This window comes from Vibrio penaeicida, from assembly GCF_019977755.1.
GTDB lineage: Bacteria > Pseudomonadota > Gammaproteobacteria > Enterobacterales > Vibrionaceae > Vibrio > Vibrio penaeicida.
Map to the genome: position 1 here is coordinate 3591567 of NZ_AP025144.1, position 14124 is coordinate 3605690.

At 45.0% G+C, this 14124-nt stretch carries 10 protein-coding genes; 1 reads left to right on the top strand and 9 read right to left on the bottom strand.

Features of this window, described 5'->3' with window-relative positions; all coding sequences use genetic code 11:
• Positions 1-3: 3 nt before the first annotated feature.
• From ispF to rlmD, 8 genes are all read right to left on the bottom strand, one after another.
• Positions 4-480: a 2-C-methyl-D-erythritol 2,4-cyclodiphosphate synthase gene (ispF, locus tag LDO37_RS16125; RefSeq protein ID WP_104401358.1), complete on the bottom strand. Its 477-nt coding sequence runs from the start codon at positions 478-480 to the stop codon at positions 4-6.
• A 10-nt stretch (positions 481-490) separates the two neighbouring features.
• Positions 491-1216: a 2-C-methyl-D-erythritol 4-phosphate cytidylyltransferase gene (gene ispD, locus LDO37_RS16130; protein WP_126606190.1), complete on the bottom strand. Its 726-nt coding sequence runs from the start codon at positions 1214-1216 to the stop codon at positions 491-493.
• Positions 1217-1228: 12 nt separating this feature from the next.
• Positions 1229-1516 carry a cell division protein FtsB gene (gene ftsB / locus LDO37_RS16135; RefSeq protein ID WP_101112514.1) on the bottom strand — a complete coding sequence of 96 codons (288 nt, stop codon included), beginning with the start codon at positions 1514-1516 and terminating at the stop codon, positions 1229-1231.
• Positions 1517-1674: 158 nt separating this feature from the next.
• On the bottom strand, positions 1675-2976 hold the full coding sequence (gene eno, locus LDO37_RS16140) for a phosphopyruvate hydratase (RefSeq protein ID WP_126606191.1): 1302 nt from the start codon (positions 2974-2976) through the stop codon (positions 1675-1677).
• A 77-nt stretch (positions 2977-3053) separates the two neighbouring features.
• On the bottom strand, positions 3054-4694 hold the full coding sequence (locus LDO37_RS16145; protein WP_101112516.1) for a CTP synthase: 1641 nt from the start codon (positions 4692-4694) through the stop codon (positions 3054-3056).
• Between the two features lie 215 nt (positions 4695-4909).
• Positions 4910-5716, bottom strand: a complete 807-nt coding sequence (gene mazG / locus LDO37_RS16150) for a nucleoside triphosphate pyrophosphohydrolase (protein WP_126606192.1) — start codon at positions 5714-5716, stop codon at positions 4910-4912.
• 199 nt (positions 5717-5915) lie between these two features.
• Positions 5916-8135, bottom strand: coding sequence for a GTP diphosphokinase (relA, locus tag LDO37_RS16155; RefSeq protein ID WP_126606193.1), 2220 nt, complete (start codon positions 8133-8135; stop codon positions 5916-5918).
• 128 nt (positions 8136-8263) lie between these two features.
• On the bottom strand, positions 8264-9583 hold the full coding sequence (gene rlmD, locus LDO37_RS16160; RefSeq protein WP_126606194.1) for a 23S rRNA (uracil(1939)-C(5))-methyltransferase RlmD: 1320 nt from the start codon (positions 9581-9583) through the stop codon (positions 8264-8266).
• A 202-nt stretch (positions 9584-9785) separates the two neighbouring features.
• On the opposite strand from rlmD, the gene barA reads away from it, so the two are divergent.
• Positions 9786-12569, top strand: coding sequence for a two-component sensor histidine kinase BarA (gene barA / locus LDO37_RS16165; RefSeq protein ID WP_126606195.1), 2784 nt, complete (start codon positions 9786-9788; stop codon positions 12567-12569).
• 72 nt (positions 12570-12641) lie between these two features.
• Here barA and LDO37_RS16170 read toward each other — a convergent pair whose 3' ends face one another.
• Complete coding sequence (locus tag LDO37_RS16170) at positions 12642-14111, bottom strand: sensor domain-containing diguanylate cyclase (RefSeq protein WP_221768491.1); 1470 nt, start codon at positions 14109-14111, stop codon at positions 12642-12644.
• Positions 14112-14124: the final 13 nt, after the last annotated feature.

Here is a 14124-nt window from a genome sequence, read left to right on the forward strand (position 1 = left end):
AATTTACTTCTTGATGATTAAAGCTACTGCTTCTGTCGCAATGCCTTCTTTTCTACCAGTAAAACCAAGACGTTCAGACGTCGTCGCTTTCACATTAACGTTGCTGATATCAGTTTCTAGATCTTCTGCTATGGATTCACACATTGCGTTAATGTGAGGTGCCATTTTAGGTGCTTGAGCAATTATCGTGACGTCGACGTTGCCAATGACATAGCCTTTTTCTTTAACTAGGCGGTATACGTCTCGCAACAATGCACGGCTATCTGCACCTTTCCATTTATCATCGGTATCAGGAAAATGACGACCTATATCACCTTCCGCGATAGCACCAAGTAGTGCATCGGATAGAGCGTGAAGCGCCACGTCACCATCGGAATGGGCAACAAGACCAAATTCGTAAGGCACCTTGACCCCACCAATGATAACCGGTCCTTCACCACCAAATTTATGCACGTCGAACCCGTGTCCAATTCGAATCATTTTGTATTCCTTAATCATTCCGGCTCAGATAGAACTCAGCGAGTGCTAAATCTTCTGGTTGAGTAATCTTAATGTTGTCAGAGCGACCTGTTACTAATAGAGGTTGATAACCACATCGCTCCATAGCCGAGGCTTCATCTGTAATAAGCGCACCTTGTACAAGTGCCTCATTAAGAACCTCTTGCAACTTTTTACAGCGAAACATTTGTGGTGTTAGCGCATGCCACAAGTTTTCACGTTCCACTGTATTTTTAATATGTTTGCTAGCATCACTGCGTTTCATGGTGTCTTTGACAGGCGCAGCCAAAATTCCGCCAACAGCGTGTTCTTTACATGCCGCTATAAGCTTATCAATATCACTAAGTGTGATACATGGACGCGCGGCATCATGTACCAGAACCCACTCGTTTTGTGCAAAGTGAGTATTTATATGATTCAATCCAGAAAGAACCGAATCGGCTCTCTCAACGCCACCCGCTACTCGTGTTATTTTCGAGTGTTCCGCAATAGCAAGGTCAGAAAAATACTCATCATTTTCGCTCACTGCTATCACGATATGCTCGATCTGTGGATGAGAGAGAAGAAGGCGAACCGTGTGCTCTAGTATGGTTTGAGTACCAATGGTGAGATATTGTTTTGGGCAATCTGCTTGCATGCGGCTACCAACACCTGCCGCTGGAACGATGGCTATCACACCATCTGCATGAGAACCTGTTTGAGAATCTGTTTTTTTCATTACTTTATCTGATTATCTGGAACTGCTTTCTTCGCCAATAATACGGAAGAAAGTTTCGTCATCTTTAATTAACCCTAGCTCATTTCGAGCTCGTTCTTCGATGGCATCCAAACCTTGGCGAAGATCATCAATTTCCGCGAACATTTCTTGGTTGCGTTGACGCAGCTTCTCATTCACATCTTCTTGGATGGCGATGTCTCTTTGAGTTGACGCCAGATCTAGCTCGCCATTCTTGCTGAACCAAACAGCATATTGCAAAGCAATCAGTAATCCGACTAAGACTATGGCAAAGAATCGCATGGTGTCATCCAAGAAAAAAACGTAGGGGCATATATACCATATTCAGGCGGTTAGAGCGAAGAGAACGGCAGAGGTTTGGTCAAGCAGATACAAAAATGCCCCGCATATGCGAGGCATTTTTTAAAGCATGAAAGCTAAGCGTTTAATTCAGTGAAGAATTAAGCTTGACCTTTAACTTCTTTAAGACCGTTGTAAGGTGCTTTTTCACCTAGAGCTTCTTCGATACGAATTAGCTGGTTGTACTTAGCAACACGGTCAGAACGGCTCATAGAACCAGTCTTGATTTGACCTGCAGCAGTACCTACCGCTAGATCAGCGATAGTTGCGTCTTCAGTTTCGCCAGAACGGTGAGAGATTACAGCTGTGTAACCTGCGTCTTTAGCCATCTTGATTGCAGCTAGAGTCTCAGTTAGAGAACCGATTTGGTTGAACTTGATAAGGATAGAGTTAGCAACGCCTTTCTCGATACCTTCCGCTAGGATCTTAGTGTTAGTAACGAATAGATCGTCACCTACTAGTTGAAGCTTGTCACCTAGTAGTTCAGTTTGGTGCTTGAAGCCAGCCCAATCAGACTCGTCAAGACCATCTTCGATAGAAACGATTGGGAATTGGTTAGCTAGCTCAGCTAGGTAGTGGTTGAACTCTTCAGAAGAGAAAGTCTTACCTTCGCCTTTCATGTTGTAAATGCCAGCTTCTTTGTCGAAGAACTCAGATGCAGCACAGTCCATAGCTAGAGTTACGTCTTTGCCTAGCTCGTAACCAGCATTAGCAACAGCTTCTGCGATAACTTCTAGTGCTTCAGCGTTAGACTTAAGGTTAGGAGCGAAGCCACCTTCATCACCAACTGCAGTGCTGTAGCCTTTAGACTTAAGAACTTTAGCTAGGTTGTGGAATACTTCAGCACCTACACGTAGCGCTTCTTTAAGAGTCTTAGCACCAACTGGCTGGATCATGAACTCTTGGATATCAACGTTGTTATCTGCGTGCTCACCACCGTTGATGATGTTCATCATTGGTAGAGGCATAGAGAATTGACCAGGAGTGCCGTTAAGCTCAGCAATGTGCTCGAACAAAGGCATGCCTTTCGCTGCTGCTGCTGCTTTAGCATTCGCTAGAGAAACTGCTAGGATAGCGTTAGCACCGAACTGAGATTTGTTCTCTGTTCCGTCTAGGTCGATCATGATGCCGTCAACGTCAGCTTGAGCTTTCGCGTCTTTGCCCACTAGAGCTTCAGCGATTGGGCCGTTTACAGCGTCAACTGCTTTAAGAACACCTTTACCTAGGAAACGTGCTTTGTCACCGTCGCGCAGCTCAAGAGCTTCGCGAGAACCAGTAGATGCGCCTGATGGTGCAGCCGCCATACCTACGAAACCGCCTTCTAGGTGTACTTCAGCTTCTACAGTTGGGTTACCACGTGAGTCGATGATTTCACGACCTAGAACTTTAACGATCTTAGACATTAATGTTTCCTCTCGTTCAAATATAAATGTCAAATTTAAAGGGTAGCCGCACTGCGTTCGCGACTACCCGTATCCTTTTACTTCTCTAATTCGTCACGCTGGAATTCACCAGCCGCTTTTACGAAACCTGCGAATAGTGGGTGACCATCGCGAGGTGTTGAAGTGAACTCTGGGTGGAATTGAGCCGCTACAAACCATGGGTGAGCTGGGTTCTCAATCACTTCGACCAGTTTCTTGTCTGCTGACAAACCAGATACTTTTAGACCTGCTTTTTCGATTTGTGGACGAAGATTGTTGTTCACTTCATAACGGTGACGATGACGCTCATGAATCGTTGCGCTACCGTACATTTCACGTGCTTTTGTCCCTTTCGCTAAGTGACATAGCTGTGAACCAAGACGCATAGTACCACCAAGATCTGAAGTTTCGGTACGTTCTTCAACTTTACCTTCACCGTCAACCCACTCAGTGATCAAACCTACCACAGGGTACTGTGTCTCTTTGTTAAATTCTGTTGAATGCGCACCTTCCATACCCACGACATTACGTGCGTATTCGATCAATGCGACTTGCATACCCAAGCAAATACCTAGGTAAGGTACGTTGTTTTCACGTGCATACTGCGCTGCACGGATTTTGCCTTCGATGCCACGATCGCCAAACCCACCAGGAACCAAGATAGCATCCAAACCTTCAAGCGCTTCTTCACCTTTGGTTTCGACGTCTTGAGAGTCGACGTATTTGATTTTCACGCTCAGGCGATTCTTAAGACCCGCGTGTTTCAGCGCTTCGTTCACCGATTTGTAAGCATCAGGAAGTTCGATGTACTTACCCACCATGCCGATAGTAACTTCTGCAGTTGGGTTCGCTTCTTCGTAAATAACCTGTTCCCATTCAGACAAATCCGCTTCTGGAGCATCTATGCCAAAACGAGTACACACAAGATCATCAAGACCTTGAGCTTTAATTAACTGAGGAATTTTGTAGATAGAATCTACGTCTTTCATCGAGATAACCGCTTTTTCTGACACATTGCAGAAAAGGGCAATCTTCTTACGCTCGTTTGCAGGAATGATACGGTCACTACGGCAAACAAGAATGTCTGGCTGGATACCGATAGACAGCAGCTCTTTAACAGAATGCTGAGTCGGTTTGGTTTTCACTTCGCCCGCTGCTGCAAGGTATGGTACAAGAGTCAGGTGCATAAACATTGCACGCTCACGACCTAATTCAACAGCTAGCTGACGAATGGCTTCCATAAACGGTAGAGATTCAATATCACCTACTGTGCCACCCACTTCAACGATAGCCACATCGTGACCTTCAGAACCTGCAATTACGCGGTCTTTGATTGAGTTGGTGATGTGAGGGATAACCTGAATCGTTGCACCCAAGTAATCGCCGCGACGTTCTTTACGTAGAACATCTGCATAAACACGACCTGCAGTAAAATTGTTACGCTTAGTCATCTTGGTGCGAATGAAACGCTCATAGTGACCAAGGTCTAGGTCTGTCTCTGCGCCATCTTCCGTGACGAACACTTCACCATGCTGAGTAGGGCTCATTGTGCCTGGATCAACGTTGATGTAAGGGTCAAGCTTCATCATAGTCACTTTAAGACCACGAGCTTCAAGAATAGCGGCCAAAGAAGCTGCTGCAATACCTTTACCTAGAGAGGATACAACCCCACCAGTAACAAAAATGTAATTTGTCGTCATGTTTAACCTGAAATTGGTTGAATGAGGGAAATGGAATTCTTCTGGACGGGATGCAAATATACCAGAAGGCCGTTACCGCCACAACGTGAAACTTATCACACTCAATATTTTTATTTTTTGCTTCAAATCAAATCAGCAAACTTCAATACGTTAGATAACTTTACGTGCTACTGCAAAAGAAATTCGTGTTTTTCAGTATTGGTAGAACCAGTGAATTATCCGCTTTTTCTTTTTTCATCCACTTTAACTTCGTCCCAAAGCGTATCGAGTTCTTCAAGAGAACACTCCCCAAGGACTTTGCCTTCCGCTCGTACTTTCTCTTCCACCAGCCTGAAGCGGCGTTCAAATTTAGTGTTGGCTTTGCTGAGCGCAGATTCAGGGTTTGCGTTCAAATGACGAGAGAAATTGACTACGGCAAAGAGTAAGTCACCCAATTCCTCTTCCACTAAATTTTGATCGGGCGTGACTTGCAGTGCTTCTTCCATAACCTCATCGATTTCCTCTTGAACCTTATCAACGACGGGACCTAACGTTTTCCAGTCAAAACCGTATTGGGCGCATTTTTTCTGAATTTTGTTTGCACGGGACATCGCGGGTAAAGACGTGGGCACAGCGTCGAGAATACTCTCTTCAGAGGTGCCTTTCTCCGCTTTTTCCTTGGCTTTCTCTTGCTCCCAATTCGCATTGATTTCAGCGTCGCTGGCAAATTCTGCATCTGAAAAAACATGTGGATGACGTCGAGTCAGTTTTTCATTCACACCTTCTACTACATCATCAAAATCGAACAAATCTTGCTCTTTTGCCAATTGACTGTAGAAGATGACCTGAAACAGCAAATCACCCAACTCTTCTTTCAAGTTGCTCCAATCACGCTTATGAATGGCATCCACCACTTCGTACGTTTCTTCAATGGTGTGAGGCACAATAGTGTCAAAGTCCTGCTTCAAGTCCCAAGGACAGCCCCCATCAGGATCTCTTAGTTGTTCCATAATTTGCTTAAGCTGTTCAATTGGATGACTCATTTTTGTTCCTTTGACAAAGTTATATAAAGAAAAAGGCGAGCAATATAACTGCTCGCCTTTCATTTGACTGCTCTCTTTCGCAAAGCAGTTGCCGTTTTTACAAGGCAACAAGCGAGTGAGACTCCTGAGCATAGCTGGCTATGTGATGGAGCGAATAAGCGCCGTTAACGCAGTAAAAATGGCAAATGCGAAGTGAAAGTTAGCCTAATCGTTTCACCGACATCACATCCTTGATCTGCTCAACTCGCTTCGTCACCCGAGTAAATATTTCCACATTAGTGACTTCTAAATCGAAATCCATTATCGACATTTGCTTTTTGTAATCCGTCCGGCTTTTCATGCTGGTGACTTTGATTTTCTCGTTGGCAAACAAGGTGGTGATGTCTTTTAGCAAGCCGCCTCGCTCTAGACCTTCAACCCGAACTGTAATGATGTAGGAACCGACGAAACCACTTCCCCAGACGGTATCAATGATACGCTCTGGCGCGTGGTGCCTTAGCTCCTCAAGCTGTTCACAGTCGCTTCGGTGAACAGAAATACCACGCCCTTGAGTGATGTAACCTGAGATTTCATCGCCCGGTATGGGCTGGCAGCAACGCGCTAGGTGCGTCATTAAGTTGTCCACACCTTCAACAACCACCGCGTCCTTTTTCGGGCGGCTTTGAGCTGGGGCTTTGTTCTCTTTTTCCTGAAGGCGCTCTAGCGCTTGTTGGTCTTCTTCTTCGGCGGTGGGTTTGTTCACCAATGCATTGATGTGATTGACGATTTGATTGATTCTCAAATCACCACTGCCGATACCGGCATAGAGCTCGTCTGGCGTATTCACATTGAATCGTTTCAGCGCATATTGGTCCGCATCTTTTAGGGATGCACCGATTTTCGCTAATTCGGTTTCCAATATTTCACGCCCTGCTTCGAGGTTTTTCTCTCGGCTTTGCTTGCGGAACCATGCATTAATTTTGGCGCGTGCACGACCTGAGTGCACGAATCCTAGTGAAGGGTTTAACCAGTCACGAGAGGGATTTGGCTCCTTTGAGGTGATAATTTCAACTTGGTCACCCATGGTAAGTTTGTGCGTAAATGGCACAATTCGCCCCGCCACCTTTGCGCCGATACAACGATGCCCGACTTCTGAGTGAATGTGATAAGCAAAATCAAGTGGCGTTGCGCCCATCGGCAAATCGACCACATCACCTCGTGGGGTAAAGGCATAAACGCGGTCATCAAAGACCTGGCTTCGTAATTCATCCAGCATTTCACCGGAATCAGACATTTCTTCCTGCCAATCCAGAAGCTTACGTAGCCATGTGATCTTCTCATCATAACCACTGCGACCGCTGGACGCGCCTTCTTTGTATTTCCAGTGCGCCGCAACTCCAAGCTCCGAATCTTCATGCATTTGCTTGGTTCGGATTTGGATCTCGATGGTTTTGCCTTCTGGCCCTAAGATTACTGTATGAATAGACTGGTAGCCATTCGGTTTCGGGTTGGCAACATAGTCATCAAATTCACTTGGCAAGTGTTTGTATTTAGTGTGCACGACGCCTAAAGCGGCATAACAGTCTTGCAGTTTGTCGGCAATAATTCGTACTGCTCGAACATCAAAAAGCTCATCAAATGCCAAGCTCTTTTTCTGCATTTTTCGCCAAATACTGTAAATATGCTTAGGGCGACCACTGACCTCAGCATTGATATTACAGACCTTCATCTCTTTGGACAGATCCGTGACAAAGTCTTCGATGTATTGCTCACGAACAATACGTCTTTCAGACAGTTGTTTAGCAATTTGTTTGTAGGTTTTTGAATGCTTATAGCGAAAAGCGTAATCTTCAATTTCCCACTTTAGCTGGCCAATACCCAAGCGGTTGGCCAAGGGCGCGTATATGTTGGCGCACTCTTTGGCTGCTGCTTGACGCACTTCATCAGACTCGTCTTTCACTTCGCGTAAATTACAAATCCGCTCAGATAGCTTAATGACGACACATCTGAAATCGTCAACCATTGCGAGAAGCATTCGTCGTACGTTATCAACTTGCCCAGACGCTGCCGATCCATCCAGCGTGACATTAAGTTGACCGATCGCTGCCATTTCTTCGACACCATCGATCAGCTTTAATGTCTCTTTGCCATATTTTTCGGTTAACTCTTCGCGGTCATAAAAGCCTGATGTGACCACGGGGAATAGTTGAGCAGAAATAAGCGTCGGCGCATCCATAGACAATGTGATGAGAATTTCGATCATTTCTCGACCGCGCCACAGTAAAAGTTGCGCTTGGGGTTCATCACCGAGAAGTTCTTCACAGTGACGATAAACCGCCAGCAACTTATGGCTGGTTTTTTCATCTTGTTTTAAGCTGGCTATCCAACTGTCTAATTCAAATTCTTCAGTATTTAAATGCGCACCGCGTACAGCGACCATGTTTCTTTCCTATCTAGCAACAGACATACAGGTGAGTCACCTGTCGATTCTCCAGCAAAATACCCAAGCGGCGGAACATTACCGTGCTTTGACAGATATTAGGGTTTGTTGACCTAGTATGCGTGAAGTTAATCTTTTTCAAATAGCGCCATGCTTTCTAAATGGCTGGTATGGGGAAACATATCAAGCATCCCGATTTTTTTAAGTTTGTAGCCTTGTTCAAGTAAGCTCTGACTGTCACGTGCAAGCGTAGCAGGATTACAAGAAACATACACGACCGCTTTTGCTCCTAATCGCGAAAGTTGGTCGACAATACCTGCCGCACCTGCGCGTGCAGGATCGAGCAATATTTTATCAAATCGCTTGCTTGCCCATGGCGCTTTGGACATGTCTTCTTCTAAGTTAGCTTGATAAAATTGGACATTGTTGAGCTGGTTTAAGGTCGCATTGTTTGTAGCAACTTCCACCATATCTTGAATACCTTCCACACCAATGACAGAGCCCGCTTGTTTCGCTAACGGTAAACTGAAATTACCAAGCCCACAGAATAGGTCCAACACACGTTCATCAGCCTTTGTGTTCAACCATGTTAAAGCTTGAGCCACCATTTTTTCGTTCACTTGAGCATTCACTTGAATGAAGTTTGTTGGCTCAAACGGCAATTCAACCCCAACTTCTTTATAGATAGGCTGCACGCCAGATACCTTGTTCAATACATCTGCTGCTGGCATTAGATATAGGGTAAGAGCGTGCTCTTCTGCAAATGCCATCAACTGTTTCTGGTCTTTGTCACTCAATTCAGAAGTATGGCGAAGCAAAAATACTAGAGTGTTGTCTGCTTTTACGAGTTCAACATGCCCAATGCTTTCCTTTCGAGAAAAAGAATTAAGTAAGTTTTTTGTTGGCACCAATAGCGCTTCTAGTTCTGAGGCAAGCACAGCGCAGCTATCAACATTCGCAATGCGTTTACTCATTTTTTCACGAAAGCCAAAATTCAGCTCACGCGTTTTTTTATCTACCTGCACACTGATTCGAGCGCGGCGGCGGTAACCCACACTTACGCCTGTTACTTCTTTTTCAAGGGCGAGCTCGCTGCCTGAAAACTTTTTCATCAGCTGTTGTAGTGTCTGGTTTTTGTGTTCGACTTGAGCCTTTTGCTCCAAATGCTGAAGGTTACAGCCACCACATGACTCATAATGTTTGCAAAACGGACTGACTCGTACTGGGCTGTCTTTCTTTATCTTGATGAGTTTTGCGCGTGAAAATTTACTTTTTTGCTCGGTAAACTGGCCCACAACCGATTCACCGGGCAACGCACCATCAATAAATACAGGTCGCTTGTTATGATAAGCAATGCCCGCTCCATGATGGTCAAGCTTTTCGATGTTGAAAACCTGATGCTTAGTTTCAACAGATGATTTTTTCTTTGGCTGATAAAAACGCGCCATACTTTAATTGCCTATTTTGCTTCAGTGTTTTCTCATTCAGGGTCACTATTTCCCCCCTCAGAGATTGTCGAATTCGGCAGACTTGATTAAGCTAACCGTTTATTCGTTTATAATGGGTTGTATAGCTTAATTGGTCTTACGTAATGTAAGAAAGCTTGAGCCATTAGCTTCTATTTTCCCATATCCAGACAGTAATGAGAACATGACACGATACGGCTTAAGAGCACGCGTAATTACCCTCACCTTAGCCCCAACTCTTATTGTCGGTCTATTGCTGAGCGCCTTCTTTACGTCCAATCGCTATAACGACCTTGAATCACAACTGATTTCAACCGGTAAAAGCATTATTGAACCTATCGCTATCGCCAGTGAAATCGGCATGGATCAACGCAGTCGTGAGGCCGTTCGTCGATTAATAAGCTACGCCCATCGAAAGAATTCCGACATCGTTCGGAGTATTGCCGTTTTCACATCCGATCATGATTTGTTTGTGACATCTAATTTCCACCCAGATTTCGAGTCGTTAACGTTTCCAAAAGATCAGCCCATACCATTACTCAGCACGATTGATTTGGTCGACACCGACTTGGTTATACGCACACCTATTCTGGCAGAAGGAAAATACGCCGATTCCAATGGACCTCAAACCGAGCTTAACCAAGCGTTGGGCTATATCGCGATTGAGCTCGACTTATCTGCGGTTCGATTGCAACAATACCAAGAAATTTTTGCCGCGTTATTGGTATTAATTTTAGGGTTAGGTCTGTCGGCTTTGTTTGCCTACCGCCTAATGCGCGATGTGACCTTGCCTATCACTCATATGAAGAACATGGTGGATCGAATTCGACGTGGACACTTAGATGTGCGAATCGAAGGGAAAATGCATGGTGAGTTAGACGCCTTAAAAAACGGCATCAACGCGATGGCGATGTCACTGTCTGAATACCATGTTGAGATGCAACACAGTATCGATCAGGCAACGTCGGATCTGCGTGAAACGCTCGAACAGCTTGAGATTCAGAATGTTGAGTTGGATATTGCGAAAAAACGTGCGCAGGAAGCCGCACGAGTTAAATCCGAATTCTTAGCGAATATGTCTCACGAACTCAGAACGCCTTTAAACGGTGTGATTGGGTTTACCAGACAAATGCTAAAAACTCGCTTATCGTCTAGCCAGCAGGACTACCTCCAAACGATTGAGCGCAGTGCCAACAACTTACTGAGTATCATCAATGACATTCTCGATTTCTCGAAACTTGAAGCAGGGAAGTTGGCGCTAGAAAATATTCCATTCGATTTCCAAGAATGCCTTGAAGAAGTCGCGAGCTTACAAGCCACCAGCGCTCATGAGAAAGGGCTAGAACTGACACTTAAGATTGATCCTAAGATTCCTGCGGGTGTCGTAGGCGATCCGTTGCGAATTCAGCAAGTGCTGACCAACCTTGTGGGTAACTCAATCAAATTTACCGAGCGCGGTAATATCGATATCAGCGTCGAGCTACGCACGTTTAAAGAAGACTTCATAGAACTCCAATTCATGGTGCGTGATACGGGTATTGGTATTTCTGAGCGTCAACAAGCGCAGCTATTCCAAGCATTCAGCCAAGCCGATGCCAGTATCTCTCGCCGATATGGCGGAACGGGGCTGGGTCTAGTTATCACTCAGAAGTTAGTCGGTCAAATGGGTGGAGAAGTCAGCCTAACAAGTCGACTGCACCAAGGTTCGACATTCTGGTTTACTTTGCGTTTAGCCACCAGCGATATGCCTGTCGCTAGCGATATAGACACGCAAGTACTCAAAGGCAAAAAGCTCTTACTGATTGAACCAAACATGCAAGCTGCTTCCGTAATTCAACAGCAGCTCATCAACGAAGGGCTGCTGGTCACCTACCGTTCAAACATGCCAGAGCACATAGAAAGCCATGAATTCGTGTTGCTAAACCTGCCACCAAACCAAAAATGCGATATAACTTCTGTTGAGCATTGGATAGCAAGGGCTCGTGAAATTGCGAACAATATAATACTAGGTTTGCCAAGTACCGAGTTGGCGCTATCTGAACAATTGGTTACGGAGCACCACGTACAGTGCATAACCAAACCCCTATCACGACGTAAGTTATTGCAAGCACTCACTCAGTACCATTCTTCTCAAGAGTTGGCTCTTCCTATTATTGATTCAGTCGATCATCAGCAAAAGCTTCCGCTTAAAATCATGGCGGTGGACGATAACCCAGCCAACCTTAAACTCATTGCAGCATTGCTAAAAGAAAGAGTGGACCATGTAGTAACGTGTAGCAATGGTGAACAAGCCGTCGCTGCTGCACAGCAACAAGCATTTGATATTGTCTTAATGGATATTCAAATGCCAAAAATGGACGGAGTGATGGCGTGTCTGGAAGTAAAGAAAACCAAGCTTAACTCTCATACACCTGTCATTGCTGTAACCGCGCACGCCATGGCTGGAGAGCGAGATCGCCTTCTAAAAGCAGGAATGGACGACTATTTAACCAAGCCAATCGAAGAGCATATTCTTCAGCAAGTACTGGTGCATTGGAGCCCCCACACTGACGAAAACCAAGTCGATAAATTGGAAATTAGCGAGCAAGTTCAGCCAGATAACTCTACCGACGAAAGAAACAGTACGGTCATCATTGATTGGAACCTTGCATTGAAGCAAGCGGCAAACAAAGAAGACTTAGCTAGAGAGATGCTGCAAATGCTGGTGGATTACATTAAAGAAGTGGATCAATTTGTTGAAGGCGTTATTAATGGTGACGAGCAAGATAATGAACAACTGATTCATCACATTCATAAACTCCATGGCAGTTGTTCGTACAGTGGCGTACCAAGACTCAAAAAAGTCTGTGCTGAAATAGAAAAAGCATTGAGATCCGGATCGGATATAGAAACGGTTGAACCGGAGCTGTTTGAACTTCAAGATGAGATGGAGAAAGTCATTGCTAGCGCACAGCATTATGTTAATTAGGCGTACAATAGCGTAGTTGGCTTTAGTGACAGATTTGATTACAGCATTCCACGAGCATAACCAAACTTTACGTTATGCTCGGCGTAATTCGGGGCTATAGAAAGCGTACCCATTCTTACCGTTTTGCTTCACGTGATACATTGCCTCATCCGCCTGCTGAAGCAATACGTCGAATTCGATGTCCGCTAAGCGAGCATACGAGACTCCGACACTTCCTCCTATATTCACGGAAGTACGAGAGGGCAGTTCTATAGGTAGAGCACAAATTTCAACAATCTGTTCAGCGATGTCGGTCAGTACATCTGGGGTCATTTGCTCTAACGCTAAAATAACGAGCAACTCGTCCCCTCCCAATCTGCCTATTACATCCTGTCGTCCCCTCGCAACTCGCTTTAGTCGCCGTGCAATAGTACAAAGCACCTCATCACCTGCGGCGTGACCATGCGTGTCATTGACGACTTTAAACCCATCTAAGTCCACCATCATTGTTGCGATATAACCCGCCTCTTTTTGGCTGACTAATCGGGCAAAGAAGCGCTCACAACCACGACGGTTTTTTAACCCTGTAAGATTATCCTCTAAGGCGAGTAACATGGTATCTCGCTCTTTTTGCACTCGGACAGTTATGTCGTACATGATTCCTTCGATTATCCATTCACCGCTGTGTTCATCCTTGTGGGCAGACAGCAGTAAATGCACCCATTGCTCATTATTGTATTTTTTATTGATACGCAGATCGCCTGCCGCCACATCCCCACTTGAAATAGTTTGTTCCGACATTTGCCACGCCAATTCTGGGTTTTGGAAAACATGTTCAAAGAATGGCTGAGTTTCTAAGATAGCCGTTAGCTCGAAGCTTTCTTTTATCAGGCGACCAAACAGAGTGGGATTGCTATGGATCAGGTGACCGTTCTTGTCCAACACAAGAATACCCACTTGCGTTGTTTCAAATATGTGGCGGTAGTGACGTTCCATTCGCTCAATAGTAGCTCGCAAATTTCTTTCAGTCTCAATGGCTTGATGCGAAGCCTCTACAAAGCGGTTGACACTTGCGGTAACTAAACCGATTTCATTGTCTCGGTTTTCATTGTTGTATGGCAGCATGTCGTCCCGACCAGGCTTCACCTTAGATAAATTTTCAGCTAACTCCTTTAAAGGAGCTCCCACGACTTTACGAACAGCAAACGCGGTTACCACCATTAGCATCAACAACTGACTGACCAACATTACCAGCTGAATAAACACTTTCTCTTGCGTTACGGAATCCAAATATTTCTGGTTAACATCAAGAAGAAGATGCCCTATCACTTCATCTTTCACGGGAGATACCAATGGAAATCGGGTCAAGTTTTTCCACTGCTTATCATCGCTCACAAGCTTAGATAGGCTATACTCCACACCATCTAACCCCTTCAATTTCACGCCATTAAACTCATCATGAAGCAGCAGTGAACTCATCACTTCGTCAGCGATTTCTGGGTTATCAACATAAAGAGCGATGGAGGCAGAATTAGAGACGGTGAGCACCAATTTTTCTTCCATTCCTTTAACGTTC